Annotated in this window: 17 protein-coding genes and 1 tRNA gene; 11 read left to right on the forward strand and 7 right to left on the reverse strand. The window is 68.2% G+C overall.

The window, feature by feature from the left end; translation table 11 throughout:
* Positions 1-68: 68 nt before the first annotated feature.
* The 4 genes from ACIG5A_RS00715 to ACIG5A_RS00730 are packed head-to-tail and all read left to right on the forward strand — an operon-like array spanning position 69 to position 2,955.
* The gene (locus ACIG5A_RS00715; RefSeq protein ID WP_397238749.1) at positions 69-134 is read left to right on the forward strand and encodes a hypothetical protein; all 66 of its coding nucleotides are present in this window, start codon (positions 69-71) and stop codon (positions 132-134) included.
* Positions 122-1,264, forward strand: coding sequence for an SDR family NAD(P)-dependent oxidoreductase (locus ACIG5A_RS00720; RefSeq protein ID WP_397238751.1), 1,143 nt, complete (start codon positions 122-124; stop codon positions 1,262-1,264). The genes ACIG5A_RS00715 and ACIG5A_RS00720 overlap by 13 nt, the downstream gene beginning before the upstream one ends.
* Positions 1,227-2,180, forward strand: coding sequence for an ABC transporter ATP-binding protein (locus tag ACIG5A_RS00725; protein WP_397236197.1), 954 nt, complete (start codon positions 1,227-1,229; stop codon positions 2,178-2,180). The genes ACIG5A_RS00720 and ACIG5A_RS00725 overlap by 38 nt, the downstream gene beginning before the upstream one ends.
* The gene (locus ACIG5A_RS00730; RefSeq protein ID WP_397236199.1) at positions 2,167-2,955 is read left to right on the forward strand and encodes an ABC transporter permease; all 789 of its coding nucleotides are present in this window, start codon (positions 2,167-2,169) and stop codon (positions 2,953-2,955) included. Before ACIG5A_RS00725 ends, ACIG5A_RS00730 begins: the two co-directional genes overlap by 14 nt.
* Here the strand turns inward: ACIG5A_RS00730 and ACIG5A_RS00735 are convergent, their stop codons facing one another.
* Positions 2,956-3,399 carry a DUF6636 domain-containing protein gene (locus ACIG5A_RS00735; RefSeq protein ID WP_397236200.1) on the reverse strand — a complete coding sequence of 148 codons (444 nt, stop codon included), beginning with the start codon at positions 3,397-3,399 and terminating at the stop codon, positions 2,956-2,958. It abuts the gene before it with no gap.
* 377 nt (positions 3,400-3,776) lie between these two features.
* Between ACIG5A_RS00735 and ACIG5A_RS00740 the strand changes: the two genes are divergently transcribed.
* Positions 3,777-5,408, forward strand: a complete 1,632-nt coding sequence (locus tag ACIG5A_RS00740) for an ABC-F family ATP-binding cassette domain-containing protein (RefSeq protein ID WP_397236202.1) — start codon at positions 3,777-3,779, stop codon at positions 5,406-5,408.
* 81 nt (positions 5,409-5,489) lie between these two features.
* On the forward strand, positions 5,490-5,723 hold the full coding sequence (locus ACIG5A_RS00745; protein WP_397236204.1) for a helix-turn-helix domain-containing protein: 234 nt from the start codon (positions 5,490-5,492) through the stop codon (positions 5,721-5,723).
* Between the two features lie 190 nt (positions 5,724-5,913).
* Here the strand turns inward: ACIG5A_RS00745 and ACIG5A_RS00750 are convergent, their stop codons facing one another.
* The 3 genes from ACIG5A_RS00750 to ACIG5A_RS00760 form a co-directional block, all read right to left on the reverse strand.
* Positions 5,914-6,843, reverse strand: coding sequence for a hypothetical protein (locus ACIG5A_RS00750; RefSeq protein WP_397236206.1), 930 nt, complete (start codon positions 6,841-6,843; stop codon positions 5,914-5,916).
* Positions 6,844-6,888: 45 nt separating this feature from the next.
* Positions 6,889-7,347: a hypothetical protein gene (locus tag ACIG5A_RS00755; protein ID WP_397236208.1), complete on the reverse strand. Its 459-nt coding sequence runs from the start codon at positions 7,345-7,347 to the stop codon at positions 6,889-6,891.
* A gap of 278 nt (positions 7,348-7,625) precedes the next feature.
* Positions 7,626-8,042 carry an acyl-CoA thioesterase gene (locus ACIG5A_RS00760; RefSeq protein WP_397236210.1) on the reverse strand — a complete coding sequence of 139 codons (417 nt, stop codon included), beginning with the start codon at positions 8,040-8,042 and terminating at the stop codon, positions 7,626-7,628.
* Between the two features lie 260 nt (positions 8,043-8,302).
* Between ACIG5A_RS00760 and ACIG5A_RS00765 the strand changes: the two genes are divergently transcribed.
* From ACIG5A_RS00765 to ACIG5A_RS00780, 4 genes are all read left to right on the forward strand, one after another.
* Positions 8,303-8,503, forward strand: coding sequence for a hypothetical protein (locus ACIG5A_RS00765; RefSeq protein WP_397236212.1), 201 nt, complete (start codon positions 8,303-8,305; stop codon positions 8,501-8,503).
* A gap of 363 nt (positions 8,504-8,866) precedes the next feature.
* Positions 8,867-9,688 (forward strand): SDR family NAD(P)-dependent oxidoreductase, encoded by an 822-nt coding sequence (locus ACIG5A_RS00770; RefSeq protein ID WP_397236214.1) that lies wholly within the window; start codon positions 8,867-8,869, stop codon positions 9,686-9,688.
* A 328-nt stretch (positions 9,689-10,016) separates the two neighbouring features.
* The gene (locus ACIG5A_RS00775; RefSeq protein WP_397236216.1) at positions 10,017-10,811 is read left to right on the forward strand and encodes a hypothetical protein; all 795 of its coding nucleotides are present in this window, start codon (positions 10,017-10,019) and stop codon (positions 10,809-10,811) included.
* 339 nt (positions 10,812-11,150) lie between these two features.
* Entirely contained in the window at positions 11,151-12,665 is a 1,515-nt protein-coding gene (locus tag ACIG5A_RS00780; RefSeq protein ID WP_397236218.1) for an amidohydrolase family protein, read from the forward strand.
* A 12-nt stretch (positions 12,666-12,677) separates the two neighbouring features.
* Here the strand turns inward: ACIG5A_RS00780 and ACIG5A_RS00785 are convergent.
* The 3 genes from ACIG5A_RS00785 to acnA all read right to left on the reverse strand — a co-directional run bounded on the left by ACIG5A_RS00785 (position 12,678) and on the right by acnA (position 16,298).
* A tRNA-Cys gene (locus tag ACIG5A_RS00785) sits at positions 12,678-12,750 on the reverse strand.
* A 23-nt stretch (positions 12,751-12,773) separates the two neighbouring features.
* Positions 12,774-13,340, reverse strand: coding sequence for a TetR/AcrR family transcriptional regulator (locus ACIG5A_RS00790; RefSeq protein WP_397236220.1), 567 nt, complete (start codon positions 13,338-13,340; stop codon positions 12,774-12,776).
* Positions 13,341-13,481: 141 nt separating this feature from the next.
* A complete protein-coding gene (gene acnA, locus ACIG5A_RS00795; protein ID WP_397236222.1) occupies positions 13,482-16,298 on the reverse strand; it encodes an aconitate hydratase AcnA in 2,817 nt (938 codons plus the stop codon).
* A 297-nt stretch (positions 16,299-16,595) separates the two neighbouring features.
* On the opposite strand from acnA, the gene ACIG5A_RS00800 reads away from it, so the two are divergent.
* A complete protein-coding gene (locus tag ACIG5A_RS00800) occupies positions 16,596-17,165 on the forward strand; it encodes a DUF6676 family protein (protein WP_397236224.1) in 570 nt (189 codons plus the stop codon).
* The last annotated feature ends 41 nt before the right edge of the window (positions 17,166-17,206 follow it).

The raw sequence follows: 17,206 nt of genomic DNA on the forward strand, positions 1-17,206 counted from the left end.
CCGGGTGAGCTTCGGCGGCATCGAGGTCGTCGGCATCCGGTGCAGGCTCGGGCCCGTGCTGCCGTGGTGTGGTCCCGCGGCCGTCGGCGAGCCGTCGCGCGAGACGCCGCGCGCACTCGAATTGGCGGACCTGACCGACGATTCCGGCCGCGCGCCCGGTCCCGAGCGCGGCGCGTACGCGGTGGACTACCGGCTCATCGCGGATCTGGTGGCGCGGGTGATCGGCGGCCGGGTGCCCGAGCATGCGGCGACGGTGCTCGGGTGGGCCAGCTACTGGACCGGGATGTGCACGCCGGGCCGGGACGCGCTGCTGGTGGCGTGCACGGTCGCGCTGCACGGATCCGGCTGCGGCGCGGTGGAATTCGACACCGAGGCGCCCGATGTCGACCGGCGGTCCGGACTCGTCACACTGCGGGCGAAGGTGCGGTGCGGCAGCGAGGCCGACATCACGGTCCAGAGCCTGATCCGGGAACCGGTGCCTGGACCGGATCCCGCGGAGCTCGCCGCCGTGCTGCCGCCCTCGCAGCGGCTGGCCGATCGCACGGTGCTCGTCGTCGGCGGCAGCCGCGGGCTCGGCGCCGCGGTGTCGCTGGGCCTGGCGAGTCAGGGCGCGCGGGTATTGGTGAGCTGCACCAGGGCACCGGAGGTACTCGCCGCGTCCTCGCACACCTACCGCGACCACCTGTGGCCGGTACTCGCCGACGTCAGCGACGGGTGGGCGCTCGGCGCCGCGCTGCCGGACGGCCCGCTGGACGGCCTGGTGCTGCTCGCCGCGCCCGCCATTCCCACGCTGCCGCTCGCGCCGGACGCCGTGGAACCCGCCGCGCAGTTCATGGCGGCGAGCACCCGGCTGATCTTCGGGCCGCTCGCGGTCTGCGCGCCGCGGCTGCGCGACGGGGCGACCGTCGTCCTGGTGTCCTCGGAGGCGGTACACACGCCGCCGCAGTTCTGGCCGCACTATGTCGCGGCCAAGGCGGCCGTCGAGGGCATCGCGGAATACCTTGCGCACCACCATCCCTGGCGGATCGTGGTGGCGCGACCACCCCGGCTCTGGACCGATCTGACCAACACACCCGGCGGGCGGGCCGCGAGCCATCCCATCGCGCCGGTCGCCGCCGACATCGTCGGTGCGTTCACACCGGAACCGCCGGGCGCAGGCGGCGTGTCGATACTCGGCGCGGGCGGCTGCCCGCGGCCATGGCCAACACTGAGCGAGGAGGTGCGCGATGCTGGAAATCCGCGGCTTGAACAAGTCCTACGGTAAGAAACAGGTGCTCACCGGCGTCGATCTCACCGTGTCACCCGGTGAGGTGCTCGGCCTGCTCGGCCCCAACGGGGCCGGGAAAACCACGATGGCCTCGATCGTCTCGGGCCTGACGCCCGCCGATTCCGGCACGGTGTCCGTCGCGGGCATCGACATACGGGCCAGACCGCGCCAGGCGCGGCGCAAGCTGGGGCTGGCACCCCAGGAACTCGGCGTATATCCCACCTTGACCGCGCGGGAGAACATGCTGTTCTTCGGCAGGCTCATGGGTGTCGGGCGCGGGGAACTCGACGCACGGATCGCCGAGGTCGCCGAATCACTCGGTGTCACACCGTTTCTCGCCACCAGGGCACACGAGCTCTCCGGTGGCCAGCAGCGCAGGCTGCACACCGCCCTCGCGCTGCTGCACCGGCCCGAGGTGCTGTGGCTCGACGAGCCGACGGTCGGCGCCGACGTCTCGGCCCGCCAGGACCTGCTCGACGAGGTGCGCGAGCTCGCCGACCGCGGCGCCGCGGTGGTGTACGCGACGCACTATCTGCCCGAACTGGAGGTGCTGCGCGCACGCGTGGTCGTACTGCACCACGGCCGGATCCTCGCGCAGGGCAGCGTCGGCGAGCTGGTCGAGCGGTACGCGCAAGCCGCTGTGCGCCTGGAGTTCTCGGGCGCCATCCCGTCCAGTCTGAGCGGCTATCTGGCCGCGCCCGGCGCGGAGGTGATCGACACCGGCCTGATCATTCCGGCGGCCGTGCCCGGTCAGCTGCTCGCCCAGCTGTTCGCCACCCTGGACGGCGATACGGACCGGCTGCTGTCGGCCGAGATCCGCCACCCCAATCTGGAGAACGCCTACCTGGCCATCATGCGCGCGGCGCGCGACGGCGACCACCCCGAGGAAGAGATCCGCGATGCTGTTGCATGATTCGGCCATTGATCGGGCAAGGGCGCTGTCCTGGGCGGACTTTCGCCGGATTCGCTCGGATCCGGCGCAGCTCGTCGTGATCACGGTGCTGCCCATCGGCATGATGGCGTTCCTGACGCCGTCGGACAAGGCGCAGCTGCGGATGTCCGGGTTTCCGGACGCCAGCGGTATCGAACAGGCGGGGCCCGGCACCATCGTGCTGTTCTCGTTCTTCATCACGGTGCTGCTCGGTGCGTCGTTCTTCCGTGAGCACGAATGGGGAACCTGGGATCGCCTGCGCGCCGCGCCGGTGCGGGCCGTGGAGATCATCATCGGCAAATCGCTGCCGTCCGTGCTGTTTTCGGTGGCGCAGCTGATGCTGCTGTGGGTGGTGGCCTTCGGCGTATGGGATCTGCGGTGCAAGGGATCGGTCTGGCTGCTGATCCCGTTGACGGCGTCGCTGGCGGTCGCGACCTGGGGGTTCGGTATCGCCCTGGTTTCGCTGTGCCGCACCATCGATCAGCTCGCCATCATGGCCCAGCCGGGCTCGCTCGCCCTCGGCGGCCTCGCGGGCACCATCGCCCCGCGCGACACGCTGCCCGCCTGGGCCCGCGCCCTCTCGCCGTACACACCCCAGTACTGGGCGCTGAAGGGCTATCAGGACGTCATCCTGCACGGCTCCGGCTTCGGCGCCATCGTGCAGCCATGCCTCATCCTGATCTGTGTCGGCCTGGCGGGTGGCCTCGTCGCCGCCTTCAAGTTCCGCCTCAACCACAGCAAGGTCGGCCGCAGTTGATCAGTGCAGCTCGTAGGCTTCCGCGGCGATACGGAACCAATGGCCGTACCGCGCGTTCGTGCACCTGATGCCGGAGCGTTCGCTGAAGCATTCGACGTCACCGGAGCGGACCGAATGGTCGTAGTACAGCACCGGCAGACTGGTATCGCGGATGGTGTCCCCGTGGCAGGTGAACCTGGCCTGACTGCCCAGGTACAGCACGACTCGGTCACCGTAGGTCTGATAGCAGTCCGCCGGTTTACCCGGCGTGGGATAGGTGTGCTGCGCGATCTCGCACACGGCGCCCTTGTCCGCGATGGTGCAGGTGATATTGCCGGTCGGTGACCGGAATCCGTTCAGGAATTCCGGTGGCGGCGTCGCCCCCGCGACACCGAACGCCGTCGCACTGCCCGCCACCGCGGCCACCACCGCCGCGCCGACCCGGAACCGATTGGCCATCGTCATGTCGAACCCCCTCATAGCGTGGCGGCAGGGCAGGCACCTCCTGCCGAACTCCGCCGCACTCCTCCGAGAAGCTTTCGCCACACCGCGGGCCCCCGTACCCACCCGGTCCGTTCAGTGGATCACCGACCGATACCGCGTAGGGAGGTGCCGATGGGGAGGGTGCGCATGGCGTAGGCGGGCCGGAGACCCTCGTCACCCGAGGCTGCGGTGTGCCGCGGGGCACCCTCCGCGCAGGCAGATGCCGGTGGCCGGGGGTGTGGTGCGACCGACAGGCGAAGGGGGCGGGCACCCCGGGTAAAATCGGTAGTTCTTGTGTGTACTCAGGTCGCACAATCGATAGCAACCGACCAGCACCGCCGTAGCCCGAGGAGACATCTGTGATCACCGCGACCGACCTGGAAGTCCGGGCCGGAGTCCGCACCCTGCTGTCGGCCCCCGGGCCGGCCCTGCGGGTCCAGGCGGGCGACCGGATCGGCCTGGTCGGGCGCAACGGCGCAGGCAAGACCACCACGCTGCGCATCCTCGCCGGCGAGGGTGAGCCGTACGCCGGGAAGATCTTGCGCTCCACCGATATCGGTTACCTGCCGCAGGATCCGCGGGAGGGCAACCTGGACGTGCTCGCTCGCGATCGGGTGCTGTCCGCGCGCGGCCTGGACACGCTGCTACGCGATATGGAGAAGCAGCAGGCGCTGATGGCCGAGGTCGCCGACGAGAGCGAGCGCGACAAGGCGGTCCGCAAGTACGGCCGCCTGGAGGAGCGTTTCTCGGCACTCGGCGGTTATGTCGCCGAGAGCGAGGCGGCCCGCATCTGCAACAGCCTGGGCCTGCCCGACCGGGTGCTCGGCCAGGCGCTGCGCACGCTGTCCGGTGGTCAGCGCCGCCGAATCGAGTTGGCGCGCATCCTGTTCGCCGCCTCCGACGGCAGCGGCGGCCGCTCCGACACCATCCTGCTGCTCGACGAGCCGACCAACCACCTCGACGCCGACTCGATCACCTGGCTGCGCGGGTTCCTGCAGAACCACGACGGCGGCCTGATCGTCATCAGCCACGACGTCGAACTGCTCGCCGACGTGGTGAACAAGGTGTGGTTCCTGGACGCGGTGCGCGGCGAGGCCGACGTCTACAACATGGGCTGGAAGAAGTACCTGGACGCCCGCGCCACCGATGAACAGCGCCGCCGCCGCGAACGCGCCAACGCCGAGAAGAAGGCGAGCGCGCTGAAGGCGCAGGCCGCCAAGCTCGGCGCCAAGGCGACGAAAGCCACTGCGGCACAGAACATGGCCAAGCGCGCCGACCGCCTGCTCGCCGAACTCGACGATGTGCGCGTCGCCGACAAGGTGGCCAGGATCAAGTTCCCGGAGCCCGCCACCTGTGGCAAGACGCCGCTGATGGCGGAGAACCTGAGCAAGCTCTACGGCTCGCTGGAGATCTTCACCGGCGTCGATCTGGCCATCGACCGCGGCAGCCGGGTGGTGATCCTGGGCCTCAACGGTGCGGGCAAGACCACACTGCTTCGCCTGCTCGCCGGTGTCGAGCAGCCCACGGCGGGCAGCCTGGTCCCCGGCCACGGCTTGAAGGTCGGCTACTTCGCGCAGGAGCACGACACCCTCGACGACAACGCGACGGTGTGGGAGAACATCCGCCATGCCGCACCGGATGCGGGGGAGCAGGATCTGCGCGGCCTGCTCGGCGCGTTCATGTTCTCCGGCCCGCAGCTCGAGCAGCCCGCCGGCACGCTGTCCGGTGGTGAGAAGACCCGTCTGGCACTGGCCGGTCTGGTGTCCTCGGCCGCCAATGTGCTGCTGCTCGACGAGCCGACCAACAACCTCGACCCGGTCTCGCGCGAACAGGTGCTCGACGCGCTGCGCACCTATGCGGGCGCGGTCGTTCTGGTGACCCACGATCCCGGCGCGGCGGAGGCGCTGTCGCCCGAGCGTGTCATCCTGCTGCCGGACGGCACCGAGGACCATTGGTCGGCCGAATATCTGGAACTGATTCAGCTCGCGTGAGTTTCATCACACCGAATCGTTGATCACGGCCTGGTTCGCGCTTAGCCTGGAAAGACGCTGCTCGGCGACTCGGAGGAAGCCATGAGCGACAGGCCCACACAAAACAAGGCCAGCTTGGGTAAAGGCACCCGCGTCACGGGGAAATCCCGTGACCGTTTGCAGACCCAACTCAAGAAGCAGTATGAGGCGGGGGCGAGCATTCGTTCGCTAGCACGGGCGACCGGCCGCTCGTACGGTTTCATCCATAACGTGCTGGTGGAGTCGCATGTGCAACTCCGCAGCCGGGGCGGGGCGAATCGCCGCAAGACGCAATAGGAGTTCCGCGGGGGGACTCGAAATCCCGGTGGCGGCAGTCGATTTCCGCCGCCACCACGCGGAGGGTCAGCCAGGTCGGTGCTCGGCCGTGCGCTGACATCGATCAGTACGGTGCGCCGACCACGCGCACGGACGTACCCGTCGCCGAATGTCGTTGTGCCCGGCGCCGGCGGTGTCTCGCGGCGTGTTGTCAGTACCCCTGGACAGATCCGTCGCCGAAGACGAGCAGGTTGGCGAGGCTGTGGAAGATCGGCAGCCCGGTCTTGATCTCCAGGTACGCGAACTGTCCCTGCGGGTTGACCTCGAGGAAGTAGTACTCGCCGTCCATCCCGAGCCGGATATCGAGCACGCCGAAGGACAGGCCGAGCGCGCCCATCAGCGTCGCGAGCGACTTGCTCACCGAGGCGGGCAGCTGCTCCCGAACGAAGTCGACCGAGGTGTCCAGCCGTGAGTCGACGCGGCCGACACCGGCCTGGGAGTCGATGCGCACCGTCCATTCGACGCCGTCGACCCACACCACGCGCAGATCGCATTCGGCGTCGATGTAGTCCTGGAAGGTGGTCGGCGCGGACCTGATGCCCGCGAGCCGATCCAGGTCGGCCTGGCCGACGATCCTGGTCTCGGAGAATTCGGCGCGGCTGGTGCCGGTGCGTTTGTAAACGACCGGGCCGCGCCGGGATTCGACGAAACTGCGTGCCTCGTCCGGATCGTTGGTGATCAGCGTCTCCGGTACCGCGAACCCGGCCCGCTGCGCCGTTTCCAGCTGCACGATCTTGCGTCCGGCGGTGCGGTCGGCGCCGGGATCGTTGACCCAGCACGCCGGAATCGACCACAGCAGGCCCTGGATGAACGCATCGCATTCGGCCTGGCGATAGGCGTCGTCGGTGGCACGGACGCCCGCGGGCACGGTGCTGGGATGCGGGCGCCGCCACCAGACCGAGCGCACGTCGTCGAGCCCGATCAGATGCGACAGCGAGCGGGTGGTGCCGAGCCGATCCAGCCGGAAACTGCCGGATTCGCGCGGGAAATCGCGCAGGTCGAGATGAATCGGGCTGAGCCCGTGATGATCTCGCAGCGTCGCCGCCATCGCGGTGGCGTGCAGGTCATCCGATTCGGACACGATCAGGACCGAACCTGTCCGGCGTGCCACCATGCGCTAGCCCGCTCAGTCGAGACTGTCGCAGTTGATGCCGTCGTCGCTGCCCGCGAACGATTTTGTCTGGCAGTAGGTCAGGGTGGCCGCGCTGCCGCCGGGCAGGTCGAGCAGCTGCAGGCGGTCCGCCCAGGTGGCCGTAAGTTGTTGCAGGAGTTCGTCGCCCAGCGCTTCGGACGGTTTGTCGGCGATGGTCAGCGGCCGATCGACCAGATCGATGCGCAGGCGGCGGGTGAAATCCGCGGTGGCGCCCGCGCGAATGTCGACCATGACCGGTCGGCCGTCTATATCGCGGCCGTCGGCGCCGTTCCAGTCGATCATCCGAAGGACGTCGGACCGACGGAATGTCCACGTTCCCTCGGCGACTCGGACGGTGATCTCGCGATCCGACTCCGCGATCAAGAGACCCTGAAGCGGGGGAACACGGTCACTGGTCGGCGCGACACCGGAGAGGTGGAATGCGTCGGTCATGGTCTGCCTCCGATCTGCTCGCGATTTGCCAGGACCCCCGAGCGTGCTCTGGATCATAGCGCGGACCGGGTGGTGGATGGCTCGGATCGGAAGATTTCACCGCCCCCGGCAAACACGATCTGGGCTTGGGATGCGCTAGCGCCGAAAGATTTTCGGTGACCCGGCAACCTTACGACCGCAATCGACGAGCTACTTCCAAACGGGACGATCGGTCCGCATTGCCCGAGATTGGCGGTATTGCATCGGCACGGGCCGATGTGTGGTACCAACCGGTTGGGCTACAAGCCCAGGAGATCGGCGCTGTCCGCCAGTGTGCGGAAGTAATTGCCGGGATCGGCGATGAGCTTGCGCGCGGTGAGATCCATGACGCCCGCGGTGACCGTCACCTCCGCCGCAACCGTGCCGTCCAGCTTGCGGATCTCCTGGCGCATCCGGAACGTCTTACCGCTGCCGAAGTCGAATTCGCAGGTGATGGCGACCTCGTCGCCGCCGCGCAGCTCGCGCAGGTACTTGATGTTGTTCTCCAGGACGACCGGTGCGAAGCCGCTGGCGATCAGCTTGTCCTGGCCGATGCCCGCCGCCCGCAGCAGTTCCCAGCGCGCGTGCTCGGCGTACTGCAGATACACGGCCTGATTCAGATGGCCGAGCGTATCGAGCTCGTAGCCGCGGACCACCACGGGAACAGAAAGGGTCATGGACGGTGCCAACCTCGCGCGCGCGAGGGTTGTTCCCGATCCGGTATGCAATCTGCGCCACATTCAGCGTGCTCAGCGCGCCGCCCGCCTCGTTCGCGTCGGTCAGCAGCCGCATCGTGACGGTCTCGGTGCGCAGCGTCTCGGCCGCCTCGGCCTGGCGGATCGCGACGGGGAGCTCAGTCCGTCCGTGCTCGCCGACCCGCTGATGCTGTCGCGTGCCGGGATGACGGGGCGGCTCGATCGGCTGGAGTCCGCCGGGTGTGCGCCGCGGCGCCGACGCCGGGGACCGGCGCGCCATCCGGGTCGCGCTCACCGACGCGGGCCGCGCGCTGATCGACAAGGTCGTCACCGTGCACACCGAGAACGAACCCCGGATGCTCTCGGTGCTTTCCGCGAAGGACCGCGGCGAACTCGACCGCATCGCGCGCGTGCTGCTCGGCAGCCTCGAGGCCGAGCGCTGATCGAGCGCTAAGGATTCGTCAAACCGGTCGCGGATGTCTTGTCCGGGGCGTACAAGATCGGTTCTATTGATCGCATGACCGCAATCCCTCGCCGGCGCGCTGCGCGCCCGGCCCTCGCCGCGCGCTGCGCTGAGCGGGGATTGCCGTCTGCCCTGGAGCTTTTCGGCTTCGGCGGCGAGGACGAACCGCCGAGTCCGGCGTAGTCGTTCTGCCTCATTTCACGCACGCCTGACCCGATCCGGGTAGGGCGTTCTTCGGCGCGTTCGTGACCGGTGCTGTGGCACGCGCGCCGACAACCCTCTGTACGTGCGTCTTTCGTGACCCTCCTGGCCGGGGACGCACACCTCATTCGATGGGAGAGCTATGTCCGAATTCTCGTCCGACGGCCGAATCGTGCTGGTAACCGGCGTCGATGAGCGCCTCGGGTTCGCGACGGCGCAGCGCCTGGCGGCCGATGGGGCCACCGTGATCCTGCACGCGCAGGACAAGGAGCTCGCCGACGACGCACTGGAACGATTGGTCGCGGACGGTGCCGAAGCTCGCAGGCTGCGCATGGTGCACGCCGATTTCCGCAGGCTGTCCGAGGTCGACGAGCTGGCGAGCATGCTGGCCGCGACGGTGCCTTCGCTCGACGCACTGATCAACGCCGCCGCGATCGCGGGCCCGCAGCGTCGCCAGAAGACCGAGGACGGTCACGAATTGACCTTCCAGGTCAACTATCTGGCGCCGCAGCGGCTGACCATGGCGCTGGCTTCCGCGCTCGCCACGGCCAAGGGCCGGGTGGTCAACGTGACCTCCAAGATGCACATCGGCGGCACTGTCGACTACACCGATCTGGACCGCAACCGCGGGATCTACACGCCCGCGGCGGTATACGCCCAGTCCAAGCTCGCGCTGACGATGTTCACCCGCTCGCTCGCCGAAACCGGCCCGGCCGGGCTCACCGCGGTGAGCGTGCACCCCGCCGATTTCGAGATCGATATGCCGCGGCTGCGCAGTCACACGGCAGCGCCGCTCGACGCGGCCGCGGACCTGCTCCTCATGCTGGGCGCGCAGGGCACGCCGGTGGTCGACGGCGGTTACTACGAGGGCATCGAACAGGCGAAACCGGCTGCGCTGGTGCGCAACTCGCGCGCTCGCGCCCGACTCGCGGCCTGGACCCACCAGGTCGCGCGCACCGCATGACATTCCGAACAGAACGGAGCCGAACCACAGTGTCCAAACGGTCGAGCAAGAAGCGCGCGGGCCGCAAGAAGAAGGCCAACCACGGCCACAAGCCGAACCAGCGCTGAACGGCCTCGGTGCGCGGACCACTGGGAGGTCCGTACATCGAAGAACGGATGGGAACCGCCGCAGCTCACCTCGGGGTGCGGCGGTTCCGCGCCTGGACTACCCGCGCACTGCGAACCGCCCGGTCGTGTGTTCGCGTAGTTCGGTACTCGGGCTATCGGTAGCGCCGGGACATACCGTGAGGTACGCACCGAAGGTTTCGGGCGTGCAGGGGGCGAACACGATGATCGACATCATTACATTGCGCGGCACAGGGGAAACGCGGAACTCGAACGGCACACCGGCGGGCATGCTGCGCGATGTCACCAAACTGCTCGATCCGGACCGCTTCACCGCGTTCGAACCGGATTGGCCCGCCTCGATCGGCCCGACACCGGAGCTCTGGGGTCCGTCGCTGGACACCTCGGTGCGGCTCGGGGTGGCCGCCGGGGTGCGGGCCATCCAGGATTCACCGAATGTGTGTGGGCTGCTGAGCTATTCGCTCGGCGGAATATGCGCGAGCCGGATACTCGAGGGAGTGCGCACCGGGAAGTACCGCAACGCCGACGGTTCCCGGCTGGAGATCGCGTTCGCGGTCAATATCGCCAACCCGTTGCGCAAGGCCGGTCAATCGGTGGGGAATCTGTGCCCGGCAACGACATACGGCCTGCACGGCGAGCGCAAGCGCTGGCCGGTCGCCGTCGACGTGCGCGAGTACGCCAATCCCGACGACATCATCACCTCCTCGCCCGCCGATTCCCCGCTGCGCTTCATCGATGCGGGGATCTCGCCGTTCTCCTTCGTGGAGGGCGCGCGCATCGGCAATCTCACACCGCTGATCTTCGACGAACTGCTGCGATTCCTGCAGCACGATCCGATCGCCAATCTGGACCGCTACACCGCCGCGGTGCGCGGTGTCATCGGCTATCTCACCCCCTGGCCGGATGGCCAGCACGTGCTCTACTCGGGCCACAACATGCCCGGCACCAACGTCCTGTGGACCACCCACGCCGCCAACTACCTGAACGCCACCTACTGAACTCCCCGGCCGCCGGGGAGCCGCCTCACGGCACCGGCATGTTCGCCGAGCGCAGTCGAATGGCCCTGCGACACGCCGTAATCGAGGGCCATATGACTGCGCTCGGCGGATCTCGGTTCTCCTCAGAAGCCCTGGTGAGTTACTTCGCGGGCGGGATCTGTGCCGGGCGGGCGCGGGCGCGGGAAGTGTCACGACATCGATGGCACCTGGTTGGAGATCGCGTGCGCGGTGAACGTCGTCAACCCGCCGGCGTCACGCGGGATGGGGCTGCTGCTTGCCAGCGGTGCTGTTCTCGGGCTGAATGGGTGGCAGCGGAACGGCTTTCGGGAGGCGAATCGAGTGCGCGAGATCGACCGCAGGCAGGTGCTCGCGCTGGCGGCAGGGGGAGCGTTGACCGCGTTCACCGGTGTCCCGCTGGCGGGCGGTGGGACGGCGGCCGCCGAGCCGGGCGAACCCGCGCCGGTGACAGTGCTTTCCGGCGCGACCGTGATCGACGGCACGGGCGCACCGCCACTATCCGGCGCGACCGTCGTGCTCGCGGGCGACCGCATTCTGGCGGTCGGGCGGTTTCCGGATCTCCCGGTGCCACCGCCGATTCGGCGGATCGAGCTGGCGGGGAAGTTCATCATTCCCGGGCTGTGGGACATGCACACCCATCAGGCGCCCGCCGAGCAGATCTTCCCGCCGCTGTACATCGCGTACGGCGTCACCGGTATTCGCGAGATGTGGGGCTTCGCGCAGACCCATGAGGTGCGCCGGAAGGCCGACCGCGGTGAGCTGATCGGCCCGCGCATGGTGATCGCGGGCAGCATCATCGACGGCCCGCCCGCCAAATGGCCCGGTTCCGCAGTGGTGTCGACCGAGGCCGAGGCGCGCGCTGAGGTCCGCAGATCGCGGTCCGACGGCGCGGATTTCGTCAAGGTCTACTCGATGCTGACCAGGGAGACCTTCGCCGCCATCGCCGATGAGGCGAGCAAGCTCGGATTGCCGTTCGCCGGGCATGTGCCGCATCGGATTCCGGTCGGCGAGGCCGTCGGTCTCGGACAGCACACCGTCGAGCACCTGTACGGCATGCAGCTGTCGACCTCGGCCCGTGCGCCCGAGCTCTACGCGGAGATCGCCACGATGTCGATGGATCCGGCGGATCCGGCCGGATTCCCCGCGCGCCGAGACCGGCTCGAGGCGGAGGCGGCGGCGACCTACGATCCGGCACGCGCCGCGGCGCTGTTCGACCAGATGATCCGGCGCGGCAGCTGGCAGTCGCCGACCCTGTCGGTATTGCGACGGCTGGTCACCGGCTTCGTCGTCGGCCCCGACGATCCGGCGAGCCGGGAGATGCTGCGCTATATGCCGAAATGGATGTCACAGTTCTGGCAGCTGTCCGTCGATCCGCTGTCCGCGGAGCAGCAGGAAACGCGGCGGCAGAACTTCGACGCGCGGCTGCGGCTGATCGCCGCGATGGAGGCGGCGGGCGTCGGCATCGTCGCGGGCACCGATGCGGGCAATCCCTTTGTCTTCCCGGGCTATTCGCTGCACGAGGAGCTGGAACTGCTGGTGCGGGCCGGACTTTCGCCGCTGCGCGCGCTCCAGGCCGCGACCCGTGACGCCGCGCGCTGCGTCGGCCTCGAGCACGTGTCCGGCACCGTGGAGGTCGGCAAACAGGCGGACCTGGTGGTGCTCGACGCGAATCCCCTTGATGCGATCGGCAATACGCGACGGATCCACGCGGTGATCACCCGCGGCCGATACCTGTCCCCGCAGGACCGCGCCAGAATCCTCAGCGATGTCGAAACCGCGGCACAACAGCAGGCGGACATACCGTTCGGCGGTGGAGTGGGTGGCTGCTGCGGTTGACCGGCAGAGCGGCCGTGGAGGCGGGAATCGAACCCGCGACATCCTACGTTGCCGGTAGGTGATCTACCTGCTGATCTACTCCACGGCCACCCTCAGCCTACAAAACGGTCATTCCTTGCGCCGCACCGAGGCCTCGACGAGATCCAGTACCGCGGAAAGGTTTTCGTTCGTGTGCCCGGAGGCGATGCGGGCGATGAGCCCATCGAGCACCAGATCCAGATAGCCGAGCAGCACATCGGTGGGCACGTCGTCGCGCAGCCGACCCTCCGCCTTGCGGCGTTCCAGCCGTGCCAGCGTCGCCGCGGTCAGCTCCTCGGAACGCTGCTCCCAGTTCTCCCGGAACTCCGCGTCGGTGCGCAGCCTGCGCGCGATCTCCAAACGCGTTCCGAGCCAATTGAATTGCTCCGGATGGGCGAGCATATCGCGCATGACCTGAACCAGACCCTGGTTGGCCGCCACGTCGGCCATCCGTACCGCGTCCTCCTGCGCGAGGGCGAGGAACAGGGCGTCCTTGTCGCGGAAGTGATGGAAGATCGCGCCGCGCGAGAGCCCGGTCGCCTCCTCCAGACGCCGCACCGTCGCACCGTCGTACCCGAATTCGGCGAAGCAGCTGCGCGCGCCGTCGAGAATCTGGGTGCGCCGCGCCGCGAGGTGGTCATCACTGACCTTGGGCACTAGGCCTCCGTTTCCGTGGCTAGAGGTACTGCCGCCAACGAACCGTGCGCTCCGTCATTCCGGCGAATGCCGGAATCCACTGCTGGGCCCCGGCTTTCGCCGGGGCGACGGAGCGCACGGTCGGACGATCGAGCGGCGAGTTTACGCCTTGATCATGTTGCGCAGCACGAACTGCAGGATGCCGCCGTTGCGGTAGTAATCCGCCTCACCGGGGGTATCGATGCGGACGACCGCGTCGAAGACGACCTTCTCGCCGTTCTCCTTGGTCGCGGTGACCTTCATGGTCTTCGGCGTGACACCCTCGTTCAGCTTGGTGATGCCCTCGATGTCGAAGGTCTCCGTGCCGTCCAGCTTCAGCGACGCGGCCGACTCGCCGGCCGGGAACTGCAGCGGGACAACGCCCATACCGATCAGGTTCGAGCGGTGGATGCGCTCGAAGGACTCGGTGATGACCGCCTTCACGCCGAGCAGGCGGGTGCCCTTGGCCGCCCAGTCGCGCGAGGAACCCGAGCCGTACTCCTTGCCGCCGAGCACGACCAGCGGGATGCCCGCGGCCTGGTAGTTCTGCGAGGCGTCGTAGATGAAGGCCTGCGGTCCACCCGGCTGGGTGAAGTCGCGGGTGTAACCGCCCGAGACGTCGTCGAGCAGCTGGTTGCGCAGCCGGATGTTGGCGAAGGTGCCGCGGATCATGACCTCGTGGTTACCGCGACGCGAGCCCAGGGAGTTGTAGTCCTTGCGCTGCACGCCGTGCGAGTCCAGGTACTGCGCGGCCGGGGTGCCCGGCTTGATCGGACCGGCCGGGGAGATGTGGTCGGTGGTGACCGAATCGCCGAGCAGCGCGAGCACGCGCGCGCCCGTGATGTCCTCGACCGGGGCGGGGTCCATCGACATGCCGTCGAAGTACGGTGCCTTGCGGACGTAGGTGGAGCTCTCGTCCCACGCGAAGGTGTCGCCCTCGGGGGTGTTCAGGCCCTGCCAGCGCTGGTCACCGTCGAACACGGTCGCGTAGGACTTGGTGAACATGTCCCGGCTGATCGCGGTCTTGATGGTGTCGTCGATCTCCTGCGGCGACGGCCAGATGTCCTTCAGGAAGACATCGTTGCCCGCGGAGTCCTTGCCCAGCGCGTCGGTCTCGAAGTCGAAGTCCATCGTTCCCGCGAGCGCGTAGGCGATGACCAGCGGCGGCGAGGCCAGGTAGTTCATCTTCACGTCGGGGGAGATGCGGCCCTCGAAGTTGCGGTTGCCCGAGAGCACCGCGGTGACCGAGAGGTCGTTGTCGTTGATCGCCTTGGAGATCTCCTCCGGCAGCGGACCGGTGTTGCCGATGCAGGTGGTGCAGCCGAAGCCGCCGACGAAGAAGCCCAGCTTCTCCAGGTACGGCCAGAGACCGGCCTTCTCGTAGTAGTCGGCGACGACCTGCGAGCCGGGGGCCATGTTGGTCTTCACCCACGGCTTGGAGGACAGGCCCTTCTCGACCGCGTTGCGGGCCAGCAGCGCCGCGCCGATCATGACCGACGGGTTGGAGGTGTTGGTGCAGGAGGTGATGCCCGCGACCACGACCGCGCCGTGATCGAGCACGAAGTCGCCGCGCTCGGGATCGGAGACCTTGATCGGCTTGGACGGGCGGCCGACATTGCCGTTCGCGGCCGACGGCAGGATCGCGTCGTCGTCGGCGAAGGACAGCGCGGCGACATCGGAAGCCGGGAAGGACTCCTCGATGGCCTCGTCCAGGTGCGAGTGCGGGGTGGCGGCGGCGGGGCCGGTCTCCGCATCGTTCGTGTAGTTGTGGATGTCCTTGCGGAACGCGGTCTTGCTGTCCGACAGCAGGATTCGGTCCTGCGGGCGCTTCGGGCCCGCGATGGACGGCACCACGGTGCCCAGGTCCAGCTCCAGGTACTCCGAGTACGCGGGCTCGTGGTCGGCGTCGTGCCACAGGCCCTGCTCCTTGGCGTACGCCTCGACGAGCGCGAGCTGCTCGTCGGTGCGGCCGGTGAGGCGCAGGTAGTTGATGGTCTCCGCGTCGATCGGGAAGATCGCCGCGGTGGAACCGAATTCGGGGGACATATTGCCCAGGGTGGCGCGGTTGGCCAGCGGCACCTCGGCGACGCCCTTGCCGTAGAACTCGACGAACTTGCCGACCACACCGTGCTTGCGCAGCATGTCGGTGACGGTGAGCACCACGTCGGTGGCGGTGACGCCGGGCTGGATCTCACCGGTCAGCTTGAAGCCGACGACGCGCGGGATCAGCATGGAGACCGGCTGGCCGAGCATGGCGGCCTCGGCCTCGATGCCGCCGACGCCCCAGCCCAGCACGCCCAGGCCGTTGACCATGGTGGTGTGCGAGTCGGTGCCGACACAGGTGTCGGGGTAGGCCTGGCCGTTGCGGACCATGACGGTGGGGGCCAGGTATTCGATGTTCACCTGGTGCACGATGCCGACGCCCGGCGGGACGACCTTGAAGTCGTCGAAAGCACCCTGGCCCCAGCGCAGGAACTGGTAGCGCTCGCCGTTGCGCTCGTACTCGAGGTCGACGTTGCGCTCGAGTGCGTCGGCGCGGCCGAACACGTCGAGGATGACCGAGTGGTCGATGACCATGTCGGCGGGGGACAGCGGGTTGACCTTGCTCGGGTCGCCGCCGAGGGCGGTGACGGCCTCACGCATGGTGGCCAGGTCGACGATGCAGGGCACGCCGGTGAAGTCCTGCATGATCACGCGGGCCGGGGTGAACTGGATCTCGGTGTCCGGCTCGGCGGAGGGATCCCAGGAGGCGATGGCGCGGATGTGGTCGGCGGTGATGTTCGCGCCGTCCTCGGTGCGAAGCAGGTTCTCCGCGAGGACCTTCAGTGCGTAGGGGAGTTTCTCGGTGCCTGGCACGGCCGAGAGACGGAAGATCTCGTAGGAGTTGCTTCCGACCTCGAGGGTGCCCTTGGCGCCGAAAGTATCGATACTTGTCGTCACGTCAGCTCCACTCATCTGTGAGGGTGTGCCACTGGCGGGGCTGTGCCAGCAGCACTACATCTTTGGAGGGCTCCAGCGCTGCTACGCGCTGGTTCCTCGCGCCGTCACTCTAACAGTACGCTTGTCCTGTGAAACGCGCGGGGGCCGGTAGACGCGCCGTGGGGCGGTACTGCGACACTCCGTCGCGTACTGTGCTTTCGAGCTGACCGGGGAGAGTAGACCGCGCGTCGCTCGCCCCCGCAGAGTTGGATGCTCGTCGCCTCGGATGCCGATGCGGCTCGACAGACCGGATGGAAGATGACCGTCACGCAGACTTCGGTTTTCACACCCATGGCCGCCGAACTGCCGCCGAATGTCGACATCGCGACCATCGACGCCGACCTGGCCCAGGACCATGTCGCCACGTTGACCGGTAAGGATGAACCGGCTTTGGCGGAGATCGCCGCCGACGCGAGAGCCCATGGGATCCCGCTGAGCATCGTGGTCGTTCCCGGTAATCCAGGCCACGACTCGAGCTTACGTGACCTGGCCACCGAGGTCGGCAAGACCCAGCACGGCACGGTGGTGGTGTTCAGCGACGACTGGATCGGCACCTACAGCGATTCCATCACCAGGTCGCGGCTGGAGTGGGCCGAGGACAAGGCGAAGTACCAGGGCGGCGGGCACAGCGTGCAGGCGGCGCGGATCTTCGTCGATCGGCTGGAGCAGCCCGAGGGCACCTCGTGGACCGCGATCACCGTGGTGTTGCTGGTCGGCCTGGTCGCGGCCATCGGTGGACTGTATTGGGTGAAGTCGCGGCGCGCTGCGGAAGAGTCCGTGCCGGTAGGGGTTTCGGAGGGGACCGGCGATCGGGGCGTCACCGGATAGCCGGTAGCCCTTCAGCAACTTTTCAAGGCGGTCGGTATGTT

The organism is Nocardia sp. NPDC052566 (assembly GCF_044547285.1).
Lineage (GTDB): Bacteria > Actinomycetota > Actinomycetes > Mycobacteriales > Mycobacteriaceae > Nocardia.

Excerpts from the sequence above, each read along its gene's own strand:
- ACIG5A_RS00800 (WP_397236224.1), top strand. The coding sequence starts at position 16,596 with ATGACCGTCACGCAGACTTCGGTTTTCACACCCATGGCCGCCGAACTG.
- ACIG5A_RS00745 (WP_397236204.1), top strand. The coding sequence starts at position 5,490 with ATGAGCGACAGGCCCACACAAAACAAGGCCAGCTTGGGTAAAGGCACC.
- ACIG5A_RS00735 (WP_397236200.1), bottom strand. The coding sequence starts at position 3,399 with ATGACGATGGCCAATCGGTTCCGGGTCGGCGCGGCGGTGGTGGCCGCG.
- ACIG5A_RS00755 (WP_397236208.1), bottom strand. The coding sequence starts at position 7,347 with ATGACCGACGCATTCCACCTCTCCGGTGTCGCGCCGACCAGTGACCGT.
- ACIG5A_RS00770 (WP_397236214.1), top strand. The coding sequence starts at position 8,867 with ATGTCCGAATTCTCGTCCGACGGCCGAATCGTGCTGGTAACCGGCGTC.
- ACIG5A_RS00725 (WP_397236197.1), top strand. The coding sequence starts at position 1,227 with ATGCTGGAAATCCGCGGCTTGAACAAGTCCTACGGTAAGAAACAGGTG.
- ACIG5A_RS00730 (WP_397236199.1), top strand. The coding sequence starts at position 2,167 with ATGCTGTTGCATGATTCGGCCATTGATCGGGCAAGGGCGCTGTCCTGG.
- ACIG5A_RS00775 (WP_397236216.1), top strand. The coding sequence starts at position 10,017 with ATGATCGACATCATTACATTGCGCGGCACAGGGGAAACGCGGAACTCG.
- ACIG5A_RS00760 (WP_397236210.1), bottom strand. The coding sequence starts at position 8,042 with ATGACCCTTTCTGTTCCCGTGGTGGTCCGCGGCTACGAGCTCGATACG.